The sequence below is a fragment of the Desulfobacter sp. genome (assembly GCA_028768525.1).
Lineage (GTDB): Bacteria > Desulfobacterota > Desulfobacteria > Desulfobacterales > Desulfobacteraceae > Desulfobacter.
Genome location: CP054837.1, coordinates 5,751,840 through 5,775,778, shown reverse-complemented (window position 1 = coordinate 5,775,778; position 23,939 = coordinate 5,751,840). Strand labels below are relative to the sequence as shown.

The 23,939-nt window shown below is 51.9% G+C and carries 19 protein-coding genes; 11 read left to right on the top strand and 8 right to left on the bottom strand.

All coding sequences use genetic code 11. The annotated features are described in order from the left end of the window. Positions 1-5 precede the first annotated feature (5 nt). Genes HUN04_25485 through HUN04_25475 form a run of 3 tightly spaced genes read right to left on the bottom strand, consistent with a single transcriptional unit; the run spans position 6 to position 3,208 of the window. A complete protein-coding gene (locus HUN04_25485) occupies positions 6-731 on the bottom strand; it encodes a Stp1/IreP family PP2C-type Ser/Thr phosphatase (GenBank protein ID WDP92893.1) in 726 nt (241 codons plus the stop codon). Further along, positions 724-2,322, bottom strand: a complete 1,599-nt coding sequence (locus HUN04_25480) for a serine/threonine protein kinase (GenBank protein WDP92892.1) — start codon at positions 2,320-2,322, stop codon at positions 724-726. Before HUN04_25480 ends, HUN04_25485 begins: the two co-directional genes overlap by 8 nt. Before the next feature lie 25 nt (positions 2,323-2,347). Next, positions 2,348-3,208, bottom strand: coding sequence for a hypothetical protein (locus HUN04_25475; GenBank protein WDP92891.1), 861 nt, complete (start codon positions 3,206-3,208; stop codon positions 2,348-2,350). A 280-nt stretch (positions 3,209-3,488) separates the two neighbouring features. On the opposite strand from HUN04_25475, the gene HUN04_25470 reads away from it, so the two are divergent. The 11 genes from HUN04_25470 (at position 3,489) to HUN04_25420 (ending at position 16,261) form a co-directional block, all read left to right on the top strand. Then, positions 3,489-4,475 (top strand): polysaccharide deacetylase family protein, encoded by a 987-nt coding sequence (locus HUN04_25470; protein ID WDP92890.1) that lies wholly within the window; start codon positions 3,489-3,491, stop codon positions 4,473-4,475. Positions 4,476-4,487: 12 nt separating this feature from the next. Next, positions 4,488-5,750, top strand: a complete 1,263-nt coding sequence (locus HUN04_25465) for a tetratricopeptide repeat protein (protein WDP92889.1) — start codon at positions 4,488-4,490, stop codon at positions 5,748-5,750. After that, positions 5,747-6,847, top strand: coding sequence for an FHA domain-containing protein (locus tag HUN04_25460; protein ID WDP92888.1), 1,101 nt, complete (start codon positions 5,747-5,749; stop codon positions 6,845-6,847). The genes HUN04_25465 and HUN04_25460 overlap by 4 nt, the downstream gene beginning before the upstream one ends. Before the next feature lie 275 nt (positions 6,848-7,122). After that, positions 7,123-7,614, top strand: coding sequence for a type VI secretion system tube protein Hcp (locus HUN04_25455; GenBank protein ID WDP92887.1), 492 nt, complete (start codon positions 7,123-7,125; stop codon positions 7,612-7,614). A gap of 232 nt (positions 7,615-7,846) precedes the next feature. Beyond that, complete coding sequence (locus HUN04_25450; GenBank protein ID WDP92886.1) at positions 7,847-9,907, top strand: type VI secretion system tip protein VgrG; 2,061 nt, start codon at positions 7,847-7,849, stop codon at positions 9,905-9,907. Between the two features lie 44 nt (positions 9,908-9,951). Next, positions 9,952-10,494, top strand: a complete 543-nt coding sequence (locus HUN04_25445) for a DUF4123 domain-containing protein (GenBank protein WDP92885.1) — start codon at positions 9,952-9,954, stop codon at positions 10,492-10,494. 24 nt (positions 10,495-10,518) lie between these two features. Beyond that, positions 10,519-11,292, top strand: a complete 774-nt coding sequence (locus HUN04_25440) for a hypothetical protein (protein WDP92884.1) — start codon at positions 10,519-10,521, stop codon at positions 11,290-11,292. 8 nt (positions 11,293-11,300) lie between these two features. Beyond that, positions 11,301-13,652 carry a hypothetical protein gene (locus HUN04_25435; GenBank protein ID WDP92883.1) on the top strand — a complete coding sequence of 784 codons (2,352 nt, stop codon included), beginning with the start codon at positions 11,301-11,303 and terminating at the stop codon, positions 13,650-13,652. Between the two features lie 66 nt (positions 13,653-13,718). Next, positions 13,719-14,726, top strand: coding sequence for a hypothetical protein (locus HUN04_25430; protein WDP92882.1), 1,008 nt, complete (start codon positions 13,719-13,721; stop codon positions 14,724-14,726). 21 nt (positions 14,727-14,747) lie between these two features. Next, positions 14,748-15,833 carry a hypothetical protein gene (locus tag HUN04_25425; protein ID WDP92881.1) on the top strand — a complete coding sequence of 362 codons (1,086 nt, stop codon included), beginning with the start codon at positions 14,748-14,750 and terminating at the stop codon, positions 15,831-15,833. Between the two features lie 23 nt (positions 15,834-15,856). Then, positions 15,857-16,261 (top strand): DUF4280 domain-containing protein, encoded by a 405-nt coding sequence (locus tag HUN04_25420; GenBank protein ID WDP92880.1) that lies wholly within the window; start codon positions 15,857-15,859, stop codon positions 16,259-16,261. Between the two features lie 52 nt (positions 16,262-16,313). Here the strand turns inward: HUN04_25420 and tssH are convergent, their stop codons facing one another. The 5 genes from tssH to tssC form a co-directional block, all read right to left on the bottom strand. Next, the gene (tssH, locus tag HUN04_25415) at positions 16,314-18,962 is read right to left on the bottom strand and encodes a type VI secretion system ATPase TssH (GenBank protein ID WDP92879.1); all 2,649 of its coding nucleotides are present in this window, start codon (positions 18,960-18,962) and stop codon (positions 16,314-16,316) included. Between the two features lie 20 nt (positions 18,963-18,982). After that, positions 18,983-20,038 (bottom strand): type VI secretion system baseplate subunit TssG, encoded by a 1,056-nt coding sequence (gene tssG / locus HUN04_25410; protein WDP92878.1) that lies wholly within the window; start codon positions 20,036-20,038, stop codon positions 18,983-18,985. Between the two features lie 8 nt (positions 20,039-20,046). Continuing rightward, on the bottom strand, positions 20,047-21,849 hold the full coding sequence (gene tssF / locus HUN04_25405) for a type VI secretion system baseplate subunit TssF (GenBank protein ID WDP92877.1): 1,803 nt from the start codon (positions 21,847-21,849) through the stop codon (positions 20,047-20,049). Positions 21,850-21,918: 69 nt separating this feature from the next. Beyond that, a complete protein-coding gene (gene tssE / locus HUN04_25400) occupies positions 21,919-22,392 on the bottom strand; it encodes a type VI secretion system baseplate subunit TssE (protein ID WDP92876.1) in 474 nt (157 codons plus the stop codon). A 26-nt stretch (positions 22,393-22,418) separates the two neighbouring features. Beyond that, positions 22,419-23,915, bottom strand: a complete 1,497-nt coding sequence (gene tssC, locus HUN04_25395) for a type VI secretion system contractile sheath large subunit (protein WDP92875.1) — start codon at positions 23,913-23,915, stop codon at positions 22,419-22,421. Positions 23,916-23,939 lie beyond the last annotated feature (24 nt).

Below are 23,939 nucleotides of genomic sequence, written 5' to 3'. Positions count from 1 at the left end.
AAAACTCAGGAAATACGGGCCAGGGCCACGGTAATATTATCCTTACCCCCCCGGTCGTTTGCGGCCCGGATGAGCTGTGCTGTTTTATCCGCCAGCCCCGCTCCCGACGCCAGGAGGGCCTTAATCTGATCGTCCGGGACCATATCGGTGAGACCATCCGAACACAACAGGAAAATATCGCCGGCATAAAGATTGCCCCTTAACACGTCCAGGGCGATTTCTTTTTTTATGCCCACAGCCCGCGAAATGACGTTTCTGAATGAATGCCGGTCGGCCTCTTCCCTTGTAATCAAGCCCTGTTCCAATTGTTCCTGGACCAGGGTATGGTCTGATGTCAATTGCTTTAACTCTCCGTTGCGGAGCCGGTAGGTCCGGCTGTCGCCGATGTGTCCCAGCACAAACCGGCCAGGGCTTACGGCCAGTAATTCCGCGGTGCACCCCATCCCCTTGCAGCCGGGATTGTGGTTGGCGTATTTCAGTATCTGCTCATTTGCCATTAAAAACACCGACTGGATATTGGTATACTGCAAGGCTTCCGTCACCTGGGGCCGGGAAAAAATTTTTTTGGCCGTATCAGCGAACATCCGGCTGGCAATGTCGCCTGCTGCCGAACCCCCGATTCCGTCGGCAACCAGGCAGAACCCTCTGCTTTCGTCAATCACCAGTGCATCTTCATTTTTTTTCCTGCACAGGCCCTGGTCTGTCTTTCCGGAAAATGAAAATTTAGTCATCTTTTAAAAATCTCTCTGCCATGAAATTTACAAGATTTGATTCATCATAGGAAATGTTCAGCCTGCTCTTGAGTGCTGACAGGTCATCATTAATTTCTTTGCCGGAGTGATATCTTTTATCTTTGTCTTTTTCAAGACACTTCATGACGATCTCGTTGAGCCCTTCCGGAATATCCTTCCGCACCTCAATAATGGGTTTGACAACGGTTTTGGGAAGGGCGGTCAGGGCTTCAATCTCATTGTTGAATTTATACAGCCGCTGGCCGGACAGGATTTCGTAAAAAATGATGCCCAGGGCATAGATATCGGACTGGTGATCGGTTTCTTTTCCCAACGCCTGTTCAGGGGAAAGGTAGGACAGCTTCCCCTTGATGACGCCGGCCTGGGTGAAGCTGGGTTCGGACCGGGCTTTGGAAATGCCGAAGTCACTGATTTTAACCTCCCCTTTAAAGGAAATGAGCATATTCTGGGGGCTCACATCCCGGTGGACAATATTCAGGGGTTCCCCTGTATCTTCATTTTTCTTGGTGTGTGAATAGTATAGGCCTGCACTTATTTTCTGGATGAGGAAAACGGACAGATCAACGGGCAGTCCTTTTTTCTCGTGGGCCAGGATCTCCGCCAGATTTTTGCCGTTGACGTATTCCATGGCGATAAAATTGGAATTATGCGCTTTGATCAAATCAAATATCTGTACGATATTCGGATGACGCAGGATGGCAGCCAGCCGCGCTTCCCGGATGAACATATCCACGAAATCCTGATTTTCCACCAGATGGGGCAGTATTTTTTTTATGGCCACGGTCCGTTTAAACCCGTCTTCCCGGGTGTAATCGGCCAGGTAGAGTTCTGCCATCCCGCCGGTTGCAATTTTCCTGGTAAGGCGGTAAGGGCCTACGGTTTCGGCATTTTTAAAGGCTTCAAGCGCCCTCTGCCGCTTTTTCTTAAGATAAATGTCCGTAATGACAATGATGAGAATAACGCCCAGGATACCGGTTATCCAGAGTATCATCAAAAAACGGTTGGCCTGATTTGCCAGACTGTCCAGCTGGGCGGCATCAATGGCGAATACGATTTTTCCTATTTTTATTCCGGAATAGAGAATCTCCTTTGTAAAACCGATCACCTGATTTTCCTTATAGGAGAACCGGTCGATTGACACATTCTCAAGTTTCTGCAGGTGGAGGACCGCCTGGGGCAGGCTGAAGGTGTTGCCGATGAGGTCGGGGTCGCTGTGGGCAACAATTTTTTCGGCGTGGTCGAGAATGGCCGCAAAAACCGGATGGCTCTTCTTTTCCAGTTCACCGACCGCGACATTAAGGGTAAGAAAATCTTTTTCCAGGAGGGGGGAGTTTATTTTTTCCCCCATGTTATGGGCAACGGTGGCCCCGCCTTCAAACAGATTGCTGATCTGTTTTTCCCGGTTGTTCACGATAAAAAAATGTCCCACCCCCATGATCAGGATAAAACATACCAGATAAAGCACCACAGGCTTTTTATTCCTGGCCATAAAGGATATTGTTGTTTTAGCCGATGCCTGCGAGGGCTTTGCCCATGTAATGGTGGCCGTTTTTTTCTCATCCGAGGACATAAGACTTCTCCAAAAATGACTCAAGCTATTGTTCGGTTTCCAGTTTTGTGATGATCTTGGCAGACCGGGCGATAATACGCCGCTTCAACCATTCAAGTTCTTCAACCGTGTTTAGATTTTCAAGCAGCACCTCTTTGTATTCTCGTGAGTAATTTTGTATGACCGGGAAATCCTCAAGCTTTTCCCCGCTGCATATGCGCTGCGAAAATGATGATTGACGACTGCACATGGGACAGAAAAAACGCGCCCCCTCTTCTGAATTTATTTCAGGTTCCCCAGGGGCAGATACGGAATAGGCTTTTGACTTCCACCACGCCAGGAAATCCTGGTATCTGACCAGGCCAAAACTGATGAAAATAGCCAACACCCCCATTGCGGCAACCATAAAAAAAATTTTCCGGATGAATCCGATGCCGTTGGCGGCAAGGGAGATGAAGACCTCGCCGACACGGGTCCCTGAAAAGGTAATATCCGAAGAAAAGTTCATGATCTTTTTATTGTTGGTATTGGATATTTTCCAGTAAATCACGCCGTCCTGTTCCCCGGACTGATCCCTGTTCAGGGTGAAAAACTGATCCTGGTCCGTATAGGCGATCAGCTTGTTCTTATGGTCGATTATGGAGGCAAAGATCACTTCAGGTTTTTGTTTGATATTCTCGATTCTCTGACTCAAAAGGTCGAATTTTTTTTCCAGCAGGGGAAGGCCTGACTGGCTGGAAATATCTTTTGAGATGGCCACCCCTGTTTTTATCAATCGCTGTTTCTGCCGGGTTTCGGCCAGATGGATCCCCAGATAAAGAATAAAGCTGATGATAAACCACACCCCAAGGAATATTAAACAGCGTTTGCCGGTAAATTTTGCCTTCCACTTACCGTATAGAATCATCGTATTCGCATCCTCCCTTTATGCCCGCTCACCTGCGGATTTGAGATGGTAAACAGGCCGTTACTGACGGGTGGCAGTTAAATGGAGCTTGAACAGAGCAATTCATTTTCACCTATATAAAAATGCGCGGGATGTCAAGGTGTCTGTATGATTAAAATCCCCTTAAACCATTGGGTTATATTTAACCTTTACCTGGCGTCAAAAGGATTGTATTGTCAGAAGATCAGTGTTTGTTTTACCCCAAATCCGAGTTAACCGAGTGCTTATAACTGGATGAATTATGAAATACAGCCGGTTTGCATCTATTCTTTTTTTCGTACTCTTTTCCTGTGCCGTAAGTAAACCACAGGTTCAGCAAGGGCCTGTTGCCTATCGCTCTGCTTCCTATGCCATCCTGGAAGCAGATGGGAAACACTCCTTTTCAGATATGGCCCGCATTGTTTACGGCGATGAAAAAAAATCGTGGAAAATAGAAGACAGCGGAGTTATCCGCGAAGCCACCCCGGGAGGATTGATCGCGCTCCCCTTAAAGGAGAAAAACCGGGGCGGAATTTACGAAAACGGGTATCAGAGCGTGCCAATATTGTGCTATCACAAATTCGGGGAAAAAAAGACCTCGGAGATGAATACCCCTGCCCGGGTTTTCAGGCAGCAGATGAAATACCTCAAAGAAAACGAATACCGGGTCATCTCTCCTGAAGCACTCCTGGATTTTCTCGAATACCGGCGTCAGATACCAAAGAAAGCGGTGATGATCACCATTGACGACGGGTTCCGGTCAGCTTACGAAGTCGCCCTGCCCATTCTAGAGGAGTTTGGTTACACCGCCACAGTTTTTGTATATACCGATTATATCGGAGTCTCTAAGAAAGCCTTGTCCTGGGCGGATCTACGCATATTGAAATCCAAAGGCTTTACCATCGGCTCCCATTCGGTTTCCCATAGTAATTTGATCGTCAGGGACAAGGGGGAAACCCGGGAGGCCTTTTTAAAACGAAGAAAAAAAGAAATCTTTTTATCCAAACAGATCATTGACAAAAAACTGAATCAGGAGACCCGTTTTTTTTCTTTCCCCTATGGAAAGTATGACTCGGGCATCATAAAAATGGCTCACCAGGCCGGCTATAAACTTGCCGTCACGGTTGACCGGGGAAGCAATCCTTTTTTTACGAATCCCCTTGCATTAAAGCGGGATATGATATTAAAAAAAGACATGGCGTCATTTGTTTCAAGGCTGAAAACATTTAATAATCTTTCGTTAAAATAAAGGAAAATGAATATGAATAGAGCCGTTTTATTTATTCTCATCTCCTTATGGCTGGTTTCAGGGTGTATTTCGCTCTCTCCGGAAAAAGAAAGATCTGCTGCGCCCAGTCCGGCGCAGCAGTACATCGCAAAGGGGGTTGCCCTTGAACAGCAGGATTCTCTGCCCAAAGCGCTGGAACAATATGAACTGGCATTGACGGTTGAACCCGACAACAAATTGGCCGCAGATCATAAATCCCGGGTTGTAACCGAACTTCAGGACAGGGCCCGGCAGCATTATGAAAATGGACTGGCCTTTGATGAACAGGGAAAATATGAAGCGGCAAGAAAAGAGTATTTAGCCGCCCTTCAAAACTGGCCGGACCATAAACTAGCCAGGGAGAAACTGTCCCCGGGCGGTGTGACCAAAGAATCAAGCGACTATATTGTTCACGAACTTGGGCCGGGAGAAAGTGTCTCAAAGCTGGGACTGATTTACTACGGCGACCTGAAAGCCTATCCCATTATCGGCAAATTCAACAATATGAAAGACGTGACCCGGGTGCGCATCGGCGATAAACTAAAGATACCGGCCACTGAAGCGTTTCCCCTTGCCAGCCTCCAGCAGAAACAACAGGCATACCTTGATTCCAAACGCGCAGAAAAAAAGCTGTCCGGGCAGCCAGATACCGCCCGTACCGAATATGAACAGCCGTTGACAGAAGAAAAAACGGCGGCACCTGAATCCGAGGAAACGCAGGAGGAACCCGCCCCCGAGGAAAAACAGGCGGAACCCGAACCCGAGGCCATTCCCGATATAGCCTCAAAAGCGCCTGTGTCCCCGGCAGCGCCAGTGTCGTACGACAAAGCCCTTGCACTGTTCAACAAAAAAAAATATGCCCAGGCCATCCCGCTGCTTGAGGCTGCCCAAACCGAGGCGCCTGACAATGAGGCCATCAAGGATCAGCTTTTCAAGTCCCATTTTCAGCTGGGCTTATCCCGCTACGATGCGGAAAAGTATCTGGCCGCAAAATCAAGTTTTGAATCGGCCCTTTCACAGAATGCCGACTGCGACAAATGCCCGGATTATATCAAAAAATGCGAGGATACGTTCAAAGAAAAGCATTACAATCTCGGGATTCATTATTTTGGCAAAGAGCAGTTGGAAAAAGCCATTAATGAGTGGACCAAGGTACATCAAATTGATCCCGGCTATAAAGAGGTCAGCGCAAATCTGAAAAAAGCCCAGATGCTGCATGAAAGGCTGGAAAGTATTAAAAAGGGCAGCGCCCAATGAACCAGCCCCTGGCCATAATTGTTCAGCTGGTTCATATCCACGGCCCGCTGAAAGGGGGCATCCAGGAATTTGACGGCAGCGAGATTACCATTGGCCGCCATCCCTCATCAGACCTTGTCTTTCCAAAGGACCTTGTCGTCATTTCCCGCAACCACGCCCGGATCCAACGGGAGGGAAACCGGTTTAAAATAATTGACACCAGTACCAACGGCACCTTTGTCAACGGCAGCCGGGTCACAGAGGCCTGGCTGAAAAACGGGGATGTGATCTTCTTCACCGAAGGGGGACCGAAAGTCAGTTTCCTGACCCGGGAGGGCGTACTGGAAGATTCAAAAAAAGACCAGGGTATGGCCTCTGGGCCTGCAGCATCGGTTCCCCCATCCTCTGAAGCCTTGGAACCCAACCCCCCCGCTCCGTCCATTGAACCGAAGCCGCGAATTATACGCCCCCCCCGCCTTGCACCGGAACCTGAGCCCATGGAGGCGGCGCCCTCCCCTGCGGCCCAGGGGCCCCATCAGCCCATAAGCGGCCACGCCCCCGTGGATCAGGCGGCGGCCCCTGGTGTGCATCAGCCGCCGCCCACGGTGACCCCGCCTCCGGCCCGGCCATCCCCAGCACAGCCGCCTGTCCCCCCGGCCGGCAGGACGGCACCAGACCACATCCAGGTGGCGCCGGTTAAAATACCTTTGGTGATCCAATATGGCGCCCTTTTAAAATCATTTTCCGAACTGCCCATTACACTGGGAAAAGGGGCGGATTGCGACCTTGTTATCGATCACCCCTCTATTTCAGGCCCCCAGGTCCAGATTTTTTTCAGCCAGGGCTGTTACATGGTTAAGGACCTTACCGGTAAACGCCATGTACTGATAAACAGCCAGCCCTTACCGTCTCCGGTCCCCCTGGCCCCGGATGACCAGCTTTTTCTAACAAAAACCGGACCGGCATTCACCTTTCTTGAAGGAGGGCGCATGATGGAAATCGATCTCCCCAAACCGCCTCAAAACGCAGCAGCAGACGATACGAATCAAGATGCCCAGCAAGAGGAGGCCGCCCCAAAAGAAAAGTCAAAATCCCTGTTTGGGAAATTATTCAGGTAAGATGGTTTACGCCTGGCCCAGGCCGGATAATTGGTTTGAAATAACAGGTATTATAAATTGACTTTTAAATGAAAAATTTATAAAAAATGGGAATGTGTTCAATATTGTTTTTTTCCCTTTTCTCAATTTTCTGATCTGGCCTGTTCCGAGCACCATCATTCTTTCTGTTCTGATTTTTCTGCGACTGAGTACTCTGTAAGTAATTGATCGTCCATATAACGCATTAAAACAAAGGGGAGATATTCCCTGTTAATTATCCTAAGGAGGATTTAACAATGGCTTCGGATGCTTTTTTGGAAATTGACGGTATCAAAGGCGAAAGTACGGATAAAGAATACAAAGACCAGATCGAGATTCTTTCTTACAACTGGGGCGTTTCCCAGATGGCCTCGGGGACAGCCAGTTCCAGCGGCGGCGGCACCGTGGCCCGGGCGGATTTCCAGGACCTGAGTGTTGTCAAGGAACTGGATTCGGCCTCCCCCCTGATCAACAAGGCCTGCTGGAGCGGCACCCATATTTCGAAAGTGACCCTCCGGCTCAACCGGGCCGCCGGTGAAAAAAGAGTGAAATACATGGAGTACAAGCTTGAGAACGTGGTGATCTCCTCTGTCAGCATCGGCGGTGGCGGCGGCGGGATCCCCACCGAGTCGGTGACATTCAACTACGGCAAACTCACCACCACCTACACCAAGCAGGCCCGCCCCGGCGGCGGCGGTGCCGGTGATGTGCCGACGGCATATGATCTTGAGCAAAACTGCAATATTTAATCGGCTGTTTTTTCGGAGAAACAGCTCCCGGGGACAGCAAAGGTATCATCCCCGGGAGCGTTGCACCATTGTTTTAGATGTTTACCCGCTTTGTATAATTGCCACCGCCGTCCCTCAGGCCGTTGCCGGAAAAAAGGGGCGGTGAAGGCACCGTATCCCCCCCCCGGGAGGGATAACAGCCATAGGGTTGTTATATTTCGGTTTTTATACAGTCACATATTAGGGTGATCCTATGCTGACGCAGGACAATAAAGAGTTTTCAATTGAAACCCCATTAGGTGAAAATGCCCTTCTTCTGACCGGTTTTACCGGCCGGGAAGGCATCTCTGACCTGTTTCAGTTTGATCTAACGCTGATTTCCGAAGAGCAGTCCGTCAACTTTGAAAAAATCGTCGGCCAGAATGTCACCATCACGGCTGTGCTTGACGAAGCCTATCGATTTATTAACGGAGTGGTTTCCAGATTCAGCCAGGAGTTCAGCGGCAGCAAGGATCAGGGGATTTACCGGTATGCGGCCACCATTGTTCCATGGTTCTGGCTGCTGACCCGGACAAGTGATTCCAGGATATTCCAGAAAATGTCTGTCCGGGAAATCATTGAAAAAGTCTTCTCCGATAATCAGTTTGAAGATTACAGGATGGACCTGACCGGTAAACTCCCAAAACGGGAGTATACGGTCCAGTACAATGAAACGGATTTCAATTTTGTTTCCCGGCTTCTGGAAGAGGAAGGGATTTTTTATTTTTTCGAGCATGAGCACGGCAAGCATACCATGGTCATCGCGAACCATGCCGGGGCCAACGCATCCTGCTGGGACAAGGAGGGGTTCAACTTTTTTCTCAGCGGCCGGGAAGATTTCACCGACCAGATTGAACAATTGACATTGAAAAAGCAGATCCGGTCAGGGAAATATACCCTTAAAGATTATAATTACGATATTCCCGATACGGACCTGGAAGTCACCTATGATACCACAATCGGTCTGGGCCCCGGTATAAGGGAGCGGTATGATTATCCCGGCGGATATGAAAAAAGGGATGCCGGGGACAGCCTGGCAGCCATCAGAATGGAAGAAGAGGAAGCCCGGGTGGCCACCTTAAGCGGGACGGGCAGCTTCAGGGAGTATACGGCCGGGGCCAAATTCACTCTCAGATGTCCGGAACAGGATGTAAAATGGAACAACACAAAATACCTGCTGACCCGTGTTGCCCATAGAATGGACCAGGAAGCGACATATACCAGCGGTGTATCCGCCGGTCCGGGAATGAAAATATATGAAAACCAGTTTGAATGCATCCCCCATGACGTCCCTTTCAGGCCCCCCCGGAAGACGCCTGTTCCTGTCATTAAAGGGGTACAGACCGCCGTTGTGGTTGGGCCGGCAGGGGAAGAGATATATACGGATGAACTGGGCCGGATAAAAGTCCAGTTTCACTGGGACAGGGAAGGCGAGTTAAATGAAAACTCGACCTGCTGGCTGAGGGTGGCCCAGTCCATGGCCGGACTGGGCTGGGGGGCAGTTTACCTGCCCAGGATCGGCCATGAAGTCATCGTTGAATTCCTCGAAGGCAACCCGGACCGCCCCATTGTCACGGGCCAGGTTTACCACGGGGTAAACACCCCGCCCTACGCCCTGCCTGACGAAAAAACAAAGACCACCTTCAAATCCAACTCCAGCCCGGGCGGAGACGGATTTAACGAAATCCGGTTTGAGGACAAGGCCGGCGAGGAACAGGTCTTTATCCATGCCCAGCGCAACCAGGATATCCGTACGAAAACAGACCGGTATGAATGGGTCGGCAATGAAAGTCACCTTATCGTTCAAAAAGACCAGATTGAGGCCATCTATGAAAATAAACACCTCTCTGTTCTGGGGAACAGGAATGAAGCGGTTGACGGCTCTTATTCCCTGGAAACCGGCGGGGATATTCAGGAAAAGACCGGCGGCAACCATGCCCTTGATGCCTCAGGAGCGATCCACTTAAAGGCGGGGATGACAATTATCCTGGAAGCAGACACCCAGATCTCCCTCAAGGTGGGCAGTAATTTTATCGACATCGGTTCATCCGGTGTCACGATCCAGGGCACAAGTGTAATGATAAACAGCGGCGGGGCGCCTGGGTCGGGGATGGGATCAAATCCTGAACCGCCTGAAACCCCAAGGGAAGCAGACACGGCAGTACCCGGAAAGAGCGCGAAAATTCTCATGAAACCGCCTCCGCCGACGTCCACCCCCCAGGTCCAGGCCTTAAAGGATGCGGCGAAATCCGGAAAACCGCTGTGCGATACATGACCGCAATAACCCAGCGCCCGTGAGGCACTTAAGAAAAAACGACCATGGCATCAGTTAACATCGATAAAATTGTACATCAATTATGGCCGCCCGTGGAAGGACAGGCCCCGCTCCATGTTTATGCCCTTGTGGATGCCGCCAGAAGTGAAAGCATCTATCCCAAACTCTCCCAGGTTAAATCTGACTGTATCTGCCTTCACAGGGGAGACAGGGCCCGGGAACTTGCCTGGGTGTCACCGTACCTTGCCCGGGTTCGGGAACAAGATCCCTTTTTCCGTTGGCTGTTGGAAGAGGGATGGGGAAAAAGCCGTGCCACCTTTGTCCGGTCCCGGGCCTCCCTGAATGAGCTGGTGCAACATTTTCGGACCTGCCTGACCGTATATGATGAAAAGGGGAAATCTTATTTTTTCCGCTTTTATGACCCGAGGGTGCTCAGGACCTATCTGCCCATCTGTAATGAAGAAGAACTCAACACCGTATTTGGCCCTGCGCAACGCTTTATTGTGGAAGATGCCGATCCGTCCGTATTATTGAATTTTCACCGGGCAGGAAACCAGTTGCAGCAGGATAAGGTATCCCTTTCCTGATCCGTCTTTTTTTTGGAGGAAACCATGCTGAAGATCCGCAATGAACAGATGAAAATTTTCCGGCAGGTGGCGCTGCGGAACTTTGAGGACGGTATGGTTGAACACTGCCTGGACTTTGCCCCCCAACACAGCCTGGCTTTGGGCGAAAAAGGAATCCGCAAGGTTGTTCAACTCGGCATCAGCCAGGCTGAAGCATACGGGTTTACCAACTATGGGCCGGTACAGTTCTACATTGAAATGATGTTCATGCTGGGCAGTTATTTTGATACGGACTGCCAGCTGCCCTGGGCCGGGCAAATTCTTGCTGACCCGGGTATTAAAAACCAGGAAAAACGGGCGGACAGGCTTTTTGAAAAAACCATGGACTACCTGGAAAGGGTGGGCGGGCCCAACCGGGAATATGCCGTGGCATCCCTTGGGCGTGCAAGCGGAGAAGCGTTTGAATCGGCATGCAGAAGCAGCGGTCCCCTTGAAACAGATATATTGCCCCGGCTTAAACACAACTTTCCTGAAAAATGCAGCTATGTCGGAGACACCGCCCTGATGGAGCTGATTGCCAGGGGTAAAAAAGAGGCTGCCACCTATTCAGTTTCAAGCGATCCAGGCATTATCTGTTTTATTTTTTTCATGTTTATGATGGGAGAAGGATTTGCACGGGATCCGCTGTATCCCTGGTGCGGTGACACCCTCAACGACGAGACCGTTGATGATCCAGAAAAACGGCCGGAGATTCTGTTTAGAAAAGGCCTTGTTTATATCAATAAAGCACTGGAAAACCTTGGCAATAAGGGGAGGTAAGCCGGACCATGTCGCTGAGCGGAACGAAAAAACCAAAAAAGCCAAGCACGAACAAAGGCGGGTCAATATCCTCGGAAAGCCAGTCATGCGAAAAAATCAAATATAAGCTGGTTGATTTTGTGGAGGTGGTTACCCGGGGATCCAAAAAGATGTGGGTTGAGGGGCTCACCGATGCCCCCGGTGAGACAAAGGTTTTCAACGGTAAGGTGACACGGCCGAAAATCCAGAATAAAGACTACAGGCAGTATATCAATCTGAATCCGGATACCGAAGGCGGGGATAAGCGCCACCCGGAATACGGCCGTAAGATAACATTCAGGGCCCGTGTTGAACGGGAGGATAAGAAAAAAGACAAACTGAGCGGGATTCAGGTTTTACTGAAGCGGAAACTGACCAAGGCGGCCAACAGGGCGACCTCTGATGATAAAATCTGGAGAAACGATGAATTAACCGGGGCCCAGAAAGATGGATTCGGCGCCAAAGCCGGGCCGGACAAAAAGACAATAACGACGGGGAACGACGGATGGACACCGGAAATTTCCTTTTACACCTCGCAATACGGGGGAGATCAGTTTGAAATAAGTGCTGAACTGAAACCGGCGCCCAATATTGACATCTCAGGCAGTTCAAAAAAAATAAAGACCAAAAAAATCGAAGTATGGCGCAAATTCTGGTATCAGATGACCTATGCCAATAATTTCGCCGCAAAAGAGCCTAAGAAGGCAGCAAAAGCCTTTGCCAAGGTATTTGCCGAAATGGTCCTTGCCAATGAGAAAAAATTCAGAAAAGAGGATTTTGACGCCGATTTCCAAAACCGGACCTTTTATAAAGAGTACCAGCTAAAAAAAGGGGGGCACGCGACCAACATCGTTGCCAATGTGGGCACCGGAAATATCATTCAATTCAGAAACAAGGCCAAGCTGAAACTAAAAAAAGAAAATGAACACCCGGTGAAGGACAACCTTATTGTCTGCGAATTCCAGTGCGACCCGCTAAATGAGGCCATGGCCTCCCCAATACACAGCTTAAAGGCAAACGGGGGCAAGGTCACCTTCCCCCTTGGAAATATAAAGTACAGCCCCATTGTATCAAAACCGGCCCTGGCCGCAGGCGCAGCCCTGGTGATCGAAGGTGAGTGGAGCAGGACCCAGCGGCCCTGGGCAAAAGGCGGAAGCATTGCCGACGGATGTGTTGAGGTCTACCACGGACGGGAAACCACCTATACCGTTAAAGTGGACCTGTCCAAGGGGGCAACCGGCAATCCGCCGGTGCCCACCCAGACCGCGCCCGTCTATATCAAACTGAAGGTAAGGTGGGGCAAAGCATGGGCAGGCTGGGCTGACCCGGCCGGTATTGTCGCAACCTATGTCCCTCCGCCGTCATCCTCGACGTCAAACAAGAATGAGATAGAATTCAACAATACCACAGCCCATGAATTCGGTCATAAGGTGGGGCTGACCCCCAGAAATGCCGCCACAAAACTCCCGTCACTGAAAAATCATCCCAAGCAATATGTGGCCCATGGCGGTTCCGGTTCCCATTGCCGCTCAGCCGTGACCAAATATACCATGGGCAAATGCAAAGGCTGGTCTGAGAATCAGTTGACATTTCAAACAAAAACCAAGACGGAACCGTCAACCACCAGAAACGACCATGAGGTGACGGATCCGGCTAATTTTGACAAGCTGGTGGGCCAGGCCATCAAGGTAAACGGGACCAACAGAACACTGAAGGGGGTCAAGGGAAAGAAACTTGTCTTTACCCAGAAATTTCTCTCGGCAAAAGACCAGGTTGTCAAACACAGCATTAAAACAAAAATAAAAAAAGCCGAAACCACGGCCAAAACGATCCACGAGGTGGTGGATGCCAATGCCTTGAAAAAGGTTGAAGGGCTGGATGTTTTCGTCAACGGGGTGAAAAAGACCCTGAAAAAAGTCAATCCCGGCAACAAACTGGAATTCACCTCCGGTTTCACCAGTACCAAAGATGCCGCCGTGGAATTTAAAATTCAGACCACCATAAAAAATGATCCCACCAAAAATACAGATACCTATGAACTGGACGACCCAACTGATTTTAAAGACCTGGGCCCGGGCAGCACCGTCTGGATTGCGGGGGTGGAACGAAAGCTGAAAGCCGTCAATGGCAGCCGGCTTGTGTTTGAAGATGAATTTGATGCCCCTAAAGGCTCGGATGTTAAGAAAAAAGTGAACTGGCAGAATGCCGGTGAAAAGGAACCGGAACCCGAGGACAGAGGCAGTGTATGTATCATGTTCCATAGAACGACGGACAAAGAGAGCAGGGACTTTTGCAAAATGTGCCAGCCCTGCCTTCAGCTTGCAAAGATGAAAACGCTGTAACAGGACGGTGCCGCAGATGCAGGACAAGCCAGAATCAACCCAGGTGCACACTGGACGGAGAAGACTATGGTTTCAATAGAGGACATTGTCAAGGAAATCCTTAAATTTAATGAATCAGAATTTTTTGATGCAGATCAAGCCGTTCATGACTCCCGTGAATCCCGGTTGCTGGATGTGGACTATACGGGGATGGCTGTGAATGCGCCTGGAAAAATAGACACCAGGATACGGGGGAAAATTCCCCTTGTTATGGCGGTCCGCCTCAGCGGTGACAGGGATTGGGAGATGAGACTGGGAGCCAATTGCCAGGTGGTGGGAACCAATATGGCAAACGGTGCGGTCTGTTTTGCAGAGGCATTTATCCAGGATGAGCAGGAGAGAAGCCCAGAACCGGAAAAAACCGAAGAATCAAGGGGGCCGAAACCGCCCGGGCTGGCCCTGGCCCTGGCCCAGCTCAGGGAAATTGATGCCAAAGAGCGGCTGAATATCCCCTGGGAACCCGGAAACTGGACCTTTGGACTTATTTATTATGACTGGGCGTCAAATACCGTGCCCGTTGAATTGACTGGAGAAGGCCCGGCCCAGTATATGCCGACCCGGCCGATATTTCCGGACCCCTTCCTTGAAGGGGGCGGCGAAGCCCCCTGTTACCTGCCCATTGATAAAACCCCCCGGCCGCCGGCCTACGGCGTCTCCTTCACCTATGAACAGAGCAGCGACCCTGGGTATCCTTTTTTTTATGTTTACGGATCCTTCAGGTTTGCATTGAGAGTGTTTCACCTGCCCGACGATCAGGTGACCCATGATTACCAGGGCGCTGGCCCCCAGAATGTCGCGGCGGTCGTTCCTGTGACAATGGCTGTCCTGGGCGTGGACTGGGACAAGCCCCTGACCTTTGAATGGGGCGTCCCCGTCTATGGAAATCCCATGGATCTGGGAACCGTATTCCAGGGATATTTTTCCATTGATGCCGATGAAAAAGGAAAGATACGTGAGCTGCCCCCCGGGGACTATGTTTTTTACATCATCGCCGACGGCGGTATCTATGGTCCCCATTCTTTCCGGATATCCTGATTAAAAGTTTAAAGGGGCATTATGATTAAAGGACGCTGCATTTTCATACAATTGATTTGGCTGCTGGTCTGGGCAGCCCTGGTTTTTGCCCGGACGGATGAAAGCATTGAGCCATTGATGGCATTCAGTGATGATGAATTTTTCAGTTCCGATTCTCTGGTGCTGCGGACCCGGGAAGCAGGGCTGCTGGATAAAGATTTTTCAGGGGTGGCGGTCAGTGCGCCCCAACACATATGGACCACGGATGTGGATTGGCTGCCCCTGGTCATGGCCATTGCCCAGAGCGGGGACCGGGACTGGGAAATCCGCCTGCCTGCAAACTGCATTCTGGCCGGAACGAACATGAGGACCGGGGCTGTCCGGTTTGCAGCGGCCTTTGGCCATGAAACAGGAAACAAGACCCCTATAGACGGCAGCCCGGATCTGGACGGCCCAAAACCGCCGGGGCTTGCATTGAGGATGGCCCAAATGACCCGGCTGGATGCCCGGCGGCTGCAAATGGACTGGGATACGGGGACATGGTCTATCGGGGTAATTAATTTTGATCAGGCGTCCAACACGGTTGTGGTTGAACTGCACGGGGACAGGGAGCCTGTCCCCCTAATGTCAACGCCTGTCCATCCGGAGCCGGCTTCCCGTGCAATTGGGGGAATGCCCTGTTATCGGCCCACAGCCAAAACCCCAGATCCCCCTGAATACGGACTCAGGTTTTCCAGTGAATATTCAATGGAGGGGAATACACCCCGTCTCAATATATTCGGCGCCTTCACCCTGTCAATCCACGATTACCACCTGGCCGGGGAAAAAAGCATGCACCATCTTAAAGACGGCGGCCGAACCGACATTGCAGCCGTCATTCCGGTTACCCTGGCAGTTGTCGGGCTTAACCGGGAGGCCCCTGTCCGCTTTGACTGGGCGGTGCCGGTGTATGGAAAACCGCTTGCACGGGGCATGCTCGGCCGGGGGTATTTTTCCATCAACGCCCTGGCCGGGGGAGAAAAGGCTGTTTTTCCTCCGGGAAAAAACCTGTGCTACATTATCATGAACGGTAAGATTTTCGGACCGGAACCCATTAAGGTGACGGACGCCAACCGGAAAACAAAATAAATCTTTCGAAAGGACATTATTCAATGCCGAAACAAGTCTGTGCAGGCGCCATGCTTCAATGCAGCTTCGGTACAACCCCCAGCGCCCTTGCGGTCACCCCTGAAAAGGGAGTCTCCAGCACCACGCCCATGGCCAACATCATGGATCATCTGCCCTTAAAGAATATCGTATCATTCGGCATGTGCAACACCCAGTCCAATCCGGCCGTTGCCGCCGCCACCTCCGCTGCGACCACAGCCGCACTCGGTGTATACACCCCGACGCCTGCGCCCTGTGTGCCGGCAACGGCTTCTCCCTGGAAACCCGGCGCCCCCACCGTGCTCATTGGCAACCAGCCTGCCCTGAACGATACCGCCACCCTGACCTGCACCTGGGGGGGGACCATCACCATTCAAAGTCCGGGGCAGACCCGTATTGACCTTCCCTGATCCGGGGCCGCCAAAAGGTTACCGGACAGGGGCTTGGCCGCTGCACCATTGACTATTCCAGCCTGAATTCAAATCCTGTTTTACCCAGGGCCACCTCAACCTTGCTCACGGGTTCCCCTTTGGCCATGCGTGACAGAAGCTCCCGGCTCATCTCGGGCAAAAGGGTGTTGGTCAGGATATGGTCCACATTCCTGGCCCCGGAGTCCACCTCGGTGCAGCGTTCGGCAATGGCGTCGATGATGGCGTCCTCATACCTCAGTTCAATCTGCCGGTTGCCGGCCATGCGTTTGACAATCCGCTGGAGCTTGAGCCGGATAATCAGCTTCATATTGTCGTCGGTGATGGGGAAATAGGGCACGATTTTCATCCGTCCCAGAAAGGCCGGTTTAAAATGGGCCTGGAGATCAGGGGTGAGCATTTCCGATAAAACATCCGGTTCAGGTATGGATTCCTGGCCCAGGCAGGCCTTCATAATCAGATCCGTGCCCAGGTTGGAGGTCAGTATGATCAAGGTATTTTTAAAATCAATGACCCTGCCCTCCCCGTCTTCCATATATCCCTTGTCAAATACCTGGTAAAACATTTCCGTGACATCGGGATGGGCCTTTTCCACCTCGTCCAGAAGCACCACGCTGTAGGGTTTACGCCGGACCGCCTCGGTGAGGACGCCGCCCTCGCCGTATCCCACATACCCCGGGGGGGACCCTTTGAGGCTGGACACGGTGTGGGCTTCCTGGAATTCTGACATATTGATGGTGATCATATTCTGTTCACCCCCGTAAAGCATATCGGACAATGCCAGGGCGGTTTCGGTCTTACCGACGCCGGAGGGGCCGACCAGCATGAACACGCCTGTGGGCTTGGAGGGGTCTTCGATGCCTGCATGGGCGGTCTGAATCACCTGCTCAATGGCTTCAAGGGCATGGTCCTGGCCGATGATACGCTCCTTGAGGCGGCGGCTCAGGGAGAGGACCGTTTCAATCTCATCGGTGAGCATGGACCCTGTGGGAATACCTGTCCATCCGGAGATGACGGCAGACACCGTATCGCAATCCACGGCAATATGCACCAATGCCTCCTCCTTTTGAATCTCTTCAAATTCTGCCTCCAGTTTGGCCAGCTGGCTTTGTTTATCTTCAAGCCCCTCATTGTCCTGGCTCTCATGGCGGTCCCGAATGTCGGCGTGGATCTCCCGGATACCTTGAGCCACAGCCATCTCCTTTTCAAACTGGGAGCCAAGGCGGTCCAGTTCCTGTTCTGCCCTTTCTTTTTCTTCGGCGATCCGGGCAAGCCGCTCACCATGATCCCTGCCCAGGGCGGTTTCCTTTTCCAGAATGGTTTTCTCCCGGTCCAGCTGGTCCATATACCGCCTGGCATCTTCAATGGCCGCAGGCTCTGTTGTCAGCCCGATGGCGATCCTGGCGCAGGCCGTATCCAATACGCTGACCGCCTTGTCCGGAAGCTGACGGCCGGAGATATACCGGGATGAGAGCCGGACCGTTTCCTGGAGCGCCTCATCGGTGATCATGACCTGGTGATGTTTTTCCAGAAAGGGCGCAATGGCCCGCATCATGACCATGGCCTTTTCCTCGTCCGGCTCTTCAATTTTTACCACCTGGAAACGCCGGGCCATGGCCGCATCCTTTTCAAAGTATTTTTTATATTCCGCCCAGGTGGTGGCGGCGATGGTTCTCAGCTCTCCCCTGGCCAGGGCGGGTTTCAGCAGGTTGGCCGCATCGCCGGAACCGGCGGCCCCGCCCGCTCCGATGAGGGTGTGGGCTTCGTCAATGAACAGAATAATGGGAACAGGAGAGGCCTTGACCTCGTTGATGACCGATTTAAGCCTTTCCTCAAATTCGCCCTTGATACCGGCACCGGCCTGGAGCAGCCCTAAATCCAGGGTGTGTACGGCCACCCCCTGGAGCACCGGCGGCACATCCCCCTGGGCAATCCTCAGGGCAAACCCCTCCACAACCGCAGTTTTTCCGACCCCTGCCTCGCCAGTGAGAATGGGGTTGTTCTGACGCCGCCGGATCAGGATATCCACCATCTGGCGGATTTCAAAGTCCCGGCCCAGCACCGGGTCAATTTCCCCGGCCCCGGCCTTTTCGGTCAGGTTGATGGTGTATTGGGCCAGGGCCTGGGCGCTGCCGCCCGGGCCAGATGCGGAAACGCTGCTGTCCGGCACAGGGCCGGCAGCTTCCCGGGCGCCCTGCTCCTGGTCTTCAACAGAGCCCGATGTCAGCTCCATAAAGGATTCCTGCAATGTTTCAACCGATATTTTTTCAAACAAAGACGAACTGGAGACCAGGCTTCTTGCGGATTCCGGATTTGACAACAGGGACAGCAGAATATGGCCCGACCGTACCGAGGGGGCGGTGAAATCAACCGAGGCCGTAAGCCAGGCCTGTTTTATCATTTCCGGTATCCTGGGGGACAGGGCCGGAGTCCTTGCATTCCCTGTTTTAAATTTTTCCATGACATCGGTGAGATCCCGGATCAGGTGGGATTCGTTGACTTCAAAATACTTAAGAATTTTGTTGAGATCCGTATTCTGGATATCAAAAAGTTTCAGGAAAAAATGCTCCAGTTCCACATCATAATGGGTACGGGACAGGCACAGCCCTGCCGCGGATTCCAAGCTCTTCCTGCATGCGGTATTCAGTTTGCCGATAAGTGATTTTAGATTGGATACTGCCATCCTTGCTCCTTTCCTTAAGATTAAACCTGGCTTTTTTCCCGGCCGGGTGGTGGCGCGGATTTTTTAACCTGGCGGAGATCCGCCTCCTGAAAGGTAATGTACTGATCTTTGTCAAACCGATGTTCAGGGGACGCCGTCCAGGTGGTCCAGCCAAGACAGGCCCGTTCCGGTCCGGGTTCCCCGAGTCTGCATCCCGGGACATCCTCTTTTTTCAGAAATATCCTGAGTTCAAATTCAAACTCCACCCCCACCATGAAACGGGTCAGTGAAAACACCGGACCAAGGAGGTCGCCTGAGGGGATAAACCGACGGTAGTCCCTGTATGATACGGGTCCGAGGTTGACCCTGAATTTGGTCTGGCATTCTTTGACACGGCTGCCGCAGACCGCATCCAGCCCAAGGGAGGCATTGGCGGCCCCAAGGCGCGTGCAGTCCGCGTCTTCCAGGGGAACTTCCCTTTCCACAAATTGTTGCACCCGGGTGGGCGCCCCTGAAAAATATTCAATGGCGGCTTCAATTCCCGTGGCCGATGCCACGGGCAGGGAAAGCAGCCCCGCATAAAAGGTCAAGGATTCCCTGGGCAGCCCAAGAAGCCCGACCATCCCGGAAGTGCCAAGCCCGGCAAGGCTTAAAAGGTACCGCGACAGCCTGTCTCCGGCACCGGGGATGTAGTTTTCCGGAAACCGCTGTTTTTTCCAGGCCAGGTAAAACAGGGTAATCAGCCTGTGGTGAAAAAGATTTAAAAAATCGGTAAAGGTGTGGTCTTTTTTTTTAATCCGGTCCATGGCCAGCTGATTATACCAGTCGGGGAGGAGGCCCGAAGGCCCGATAAGGCCCATGAATGCCACCGCCATATCAGCGCGGCCGTTTTCCCGGTCCTTTTTTAAGCCGGCAATATCACTGGCCGGAAAGGAAAACCCAGGGTTGACGGAAAACCGCACCGGTTCTTTCTCAGGCTCCAGCGCCTTGCCAAGCGCCTCCTTTTCCGGGGCAAGCTTTTCCAGCAGGGCGGCGGCCCTGAAAAACGAAAATTCATAAAAGGCATCATAGAGCGTTTCCTCTATGCTTGTGCCCATTCCGGATATCAAATCAGGATCTGATTGCCGCTTCGTGGAGGCCACCGTTTTAATTCCTCTTTTTTCTGGATGGTTTTCAATACAAGCTGGGAAAAAGAATTCACGGACACGTATTGGGCGAAAAAGCGCTCCAATACGGCGCCGAAAAGATAAAGGCCTGACCCTACAAATTTATCCCCGTCCATGGTGATGGTAATTTCAACCCCCCTTGCAAAGGCATGACGGACCCGTTTGGTTACATGGCGGCAGGCCACAGAAACAATACCGCTGACCTGTTGTTTGGTGGTGGCGGAGCCCTGAAAATCGTAGAGGTTTAATATTTCCTTTAAGGCATCTTCCCCCCCTTCCACGATGGAGATGTAGTTCAGGGACAAATGGGAAATCATCCGCCATTGCAATGACCTGCCCATGAAGGGCCGGAGGGTGGGGGTGGGTTTGACCAGGCAGATGATTTTATCCGCTGGAGCGGCAAGCTCCATGGTAAAATCACCCCGTTTATCCCCGAAGGGCAGCCGTGAGGGCAGGTCCCTGTTGGTGCAGGTCTGGTGGATGGTGAGAATCTCTGTATCCGGATCTGCAGGGGTCATATTCAGATCGGTAAAAGAGAGATACACCTCTGTCCCCTTATCCTCCTTCTTCCCCGACGGCCTGCGCTGGCTGTGCCAGAACACATGTTTGGTTCCGGTCTCTTCAAAGGAAAGGTGGTGGCGGATGGAGTAAAAAGGCCGGTATTCCTTTTCAGTATCCCCGGACACCGTGGCCGGGGTCACCCGGTCCACGGTATAAACTTCAGTGGCATTGGCCCGCCTTAAATCCGGCACGACCCGGTATTCGGTTTTCCGGTGCTCCACCCGCATGGGTTCGGCAATTTTCTTGAACAGGTTAACGGCAGGAGCGGTATACAATGCAAAGGTTTCCGTATTCACCACCACTTCGCGTTTAACAGCCTCATCCAGGTAAATGTTTAATGAAATGGCTGTGCCTTTACCGCCTCCCCTGAGTGTCTCCAATCCTGCCAGGTCAAAATACAAAAACTTCTCCGGAAAGGTGAAGTATTCAAACAAAAGCAGATAGCCCGGAAAGGAACGTTTGCTGAAGGGCAGCATTTTGTCTTCCGGATCGAACCCCACAGGGCTGATGGCGCCGGCATCCAGTTGAATGCGTTGCTTTGCGCCCTTTGTATCCGTATAGGCGAGTTCAATGCCGCAGCTGTTGTTAAACAGCCTTTGGTAGAGGTGGAAAACATGCTGGGCCTGGCCGTTGAGGAAAAAACGCAGGGAATCACATTCCAGGTCGCAAAAATCAATATCATTTACGGTTTCAAGCCCGATATGGAGGCATTGAACGGCCCTGCCGGCCTCGGGACCGGGATCTTCAAGGGAGACGGCCCCTATTTTCACCGGCCACAGGGATACAGGGGAACAAAGGGTAAAGGTGCAGGGCACCCCCTTTACCGGCCGTGAAAACAGGGTGACGTCCTTTGGAATCCCGTACCCCTTCTCCGTGATGCTTTTTTCATTGGGCATAAACCTGACAATGGTCATGGACGGGATGGGGTTGTTGTAATGGGGATAGGTGATTCCCATAATGGATTCGGTAATCTCAGGAAAATCATCATCTATTTTTTTATGAATCCTTCCGCTGATATAGGCAAACGCCTCTATGAGGCGCTCGGTGTGGGGATCATGGCAGTTATCGGGCTCCAGTTGAAGGCGTCCTGCGATTTTCGGGTATTTGGCCGCAAACTGGGCCCCCATTTCCCGGATAAAGGTCAGTTCCCGCTCATAATAGCTTAATAAGGTATCGTCCATGTCAAGGTATCATCGCTCGATTTATATGAAAATGATTACAGCGGCCCGTCTCTTTCTCTTTGCAGGGGCCTATTTTGAAATCACGTACCGGCCCCGGTTCAGGTCAAAAAAAGTGTCAAAGGAGACCGGTTCGGACAAGGGTTCAATCACCAGGATTCCGGATATTCTGAAATAGACCCTCCGGTTTTTCTGCGCCTCGGTCTCAAGGCGCACAACAGGCCGCTTCAGCCGGGGTTCAAAGATTGAAATGGCCGCCTCGATCTCCTTGCACAACTTCTGCCTGGCCAGACTGGTTTCCGGATTCTCAGTTGAAAAATCCCTGATGCCGTACCGGATAACCGACTTTCTCAAATGGGTAAATGCAACCGGAATCCTGATGGGGCTGCACCGGGTATTTAAAAGATTTTCAATATCCCTGACCACAGCGTCCAGTATCTGTTTTTCCGATATAACCCTGAACTGGGCAGGCTCCCGTCCCGATTTGGGGTCATTATCCAGAAGCCTGTCCAGAAGGGATGCCGTAAGATTAACCTGATTTGTCATAAGTCACGGTCACCGGTATATTGTCCTTAACCCTGGGCTGGCGGCGGCAGCTCAGCCACCAGGCGCAGGGACACGGACAATTCGTCCAGCTGGAAATGGGGTTTGAGAAAACTGACGGCCCTGTACGCCCCGGGCTTACCCGGGATTTCACTGACATCGATCCGGGCTTCCCGCAGCGGATACTTGGCCTTCATTTCCTGGGACGCATTATCATCCAGCAGAACATAGTTGGAGATCCAGCGGTTGAGGTAATCTTCTGCATTCTGCCGGGTCATGAAACTGCCGATCTTGTCCCGCATCATGGATTTCAGGTAATGGGCAAACCGTGATGTGGCCATGATATACTGAAGCTGGGATGACAGCCGTGCATTGGCATTGGCGGCATCGGAATCGTATATCTTTGGCTTGTTGGCACTCTGGGTGGAAAAAAAGGCGGCATAGTCGGTGCCTTTGCAGTGAACCAGGGGAATAAAGCCCAAGTCGGCGAGTTCTTTTTCCCGCCGGTCCGTTATGGCAATTTCTGTCGGGCACTTCAACGCCACATCCCCCTCATCGGTCCTGAAGGTATGTACCGGAAGATCCTCCACAAGTCCGCCCCCTTCAACCCCCCTGATGGCGGCACACCAGGAATGCTTGGCAAAGGCATCCGTCAGGCGGGTCCCCAGCGCGTAGGCGGCATTGCCCCACAGGTACTGGCTGTGGTCGGTGCCGTCCACTCGTTCTTCAAAGTCAAAGGCTTCCACAGGCACGTTATCTTCTCCATAGGGAAGCCGCATAAGGATATGGGGCATGGCAAGGGCCACATACCTTGAATCCTCAGACTCCCTGAAGGATTTCCACTTGGCATATTCCGCACTTGAAAAAATCTTGGACATATCCCGGGGCTCTCCCAGTTCGGTAAAGCTGTCCATGTTGAACAATTCCGGGCCCGCCGCGGTGAGAAAAGGGGCATGGGCAGCGGCGGCCACCTCGGACACCTTGCTTAACAGGGCGATGTCCTGGGGATGGCTTGTGAATTCATAATCCCCGATCAAAGCGCCGTAGGAGGCCCCTCCGAACATGCCGAATTCCTCTTCATACACCTTTTTGAACAGGGCGGACTGGTCAAATTCAGCAGCCTTTTCCATATCCTTGAGCAGGTCTTTCTTGGATACGTTCATTACCCGCAGCTTCATTCTCTCGCCGGTCTCGGTTTTGTCCACCAGATAAGCCAGGCCCCGCCATGAGGCTTCCAGCTTTTTGAATTCTTCATGGTGCATGACTTCGTTGAGCTGGTTTGAAATCAGCTTGTCGATTTCGCTGATTCTGGCATTGATCATGGCCTCCGTATCCTTGGATACGGTGATTTCCCCTTCCATGATCTGGGATACGAATTCCCCCAAAAGATCCTTGGCCCATGCTTTCTGGCTGTCATCCCTTGCCAGGCGGCCGTCTGATATGATCTGGTCGAGCAGCCCGGCCTCCTGGGTGGTTTCCTGGGCAGCGGCGTCTTCGGGCTGGACCTGTTGTTCTTTTTCAGCCATTGGATGTCTCCTTTATTCTCCTAA

Coding starts and splice junctions, on each gene's coding strand:
- HUN04_25435 (WDP92883.1), top strand. CDS start 11,301: ATGTCGCTGAGCGGAACGAAAAAACCAAAAAAGCCAAGCACGAACAAA.
- HUN04_25485 (WDP92893.1), bottom strand. CDS start 731: ATGACTAAATTTTCATTTTCCGGAAAGACAGACCAGGGCCTGTGCAGG.
- HUN04_25460 (WDP92888.1), top strand. CDS start 5,747: ATGAACCAGCCCCTGGCCATAATTGTTCAGCTGGTTCATATCCACGGC.
- HUN04_25480 (WDP92892.1), bottom strand. CDS start 2,322: ATGTCCTCGGATGAGAAAAAAACGGCCACCATTACATGGGCAAAGCCC.
- HUN04_25470 (WDP92890.1), top strand. CDS start 3,489: ATGAAATACAGCCGGTTTGCATCTATTCTTTTTTTCGTACTCTTTTCC.
- tssG (WDP92878.1), bottom strand. CDS start 20,038: ATGGGCACAAGCATAGAGGAAACGCTCTATGATGCCTTTTATGAATTT.
- tssH (WDP92879.1), bottom strand. CDS start 18,962: ATGGCAGTATCCAATCTAAAATCACTTATCGGCAAACTGAATACCGCA.
- HUN04_25455 (WDP92887.1), top strand. CDS start 7,123: ATGGCTTCGGATGCTTTTTTGGAAATTGACGGTATCAAAGGCGAAAGT.
- HUN04_25430 (WDP92882.1), top strand. CDS start 13,719: ATGGTTTCAATAGAGGACATTGTCAAGGAAATCCTTAAATTTAATGAA.
- HUN04_25450 (WDP92886.1), top strand. CDS start 7,847: ATGCTGACGCAGGACAATAAAGAGTTTTCAATTGAAACCCCATTAGGT.
- HUN04_25420 (WDP92880.1), top strand. CDS start 15,857: ATGCCGAAACAAGTCTGTGCAGGCGCCATGCTTCAATGCAGCTTCGGT.
- HUN04_25465 (WDP92889.1), top strand. CDS start 4,488: ATGAATAGAGCCGTTTTATTTATTCTCATCTCCTTATGGCTGGTTTCA.
- tssC (WDP92875.1), bottom strand. CDS start 23,915: ATGGCTGAAAAAGAACAACAGGTCCAGCCCGAAGACGCCGCTGCCCAG.
- HUN04_25445 (WDP92885.1), top strand. CDS start 9,952: ATGGCATCAGTTAACATCGATAAAATTGTACATCAATTATGGCCGCCC.
- HUN04_25425 (WDP92881.1), top strand. CDS start 14,748: ATGATTAAAGGACGCTGCATTTTCATACAATTGATTTGGCTGCTGGTC.
- HUN04_25475 (WDP92891.1), bottom strand. CDS start 3,208: ATGATTCTATACGGTAAGTGGAAGGCAAAATTTACCGGCAAACGCTGT.
- tssE (WDP92876.1), bottom strand. CDS start 22,392: ATGACAAATCAGGTTAATCTTACGGCATCCCTTCTGGACAGGCTTCTG.
- tssF (WDP92877.1), bottom strand. CDS start 21,849: ATGGACGATACCTTATTAAGCTATTATGAGCGGGAACTGACCTTTATC.
- HUN04_25440 (WDP92884.1), top strand. CDS start 10,519: ATGCTGAAGATCCGCAATGAACAGATGAAAATTTTCCGGCAGGTGGCG.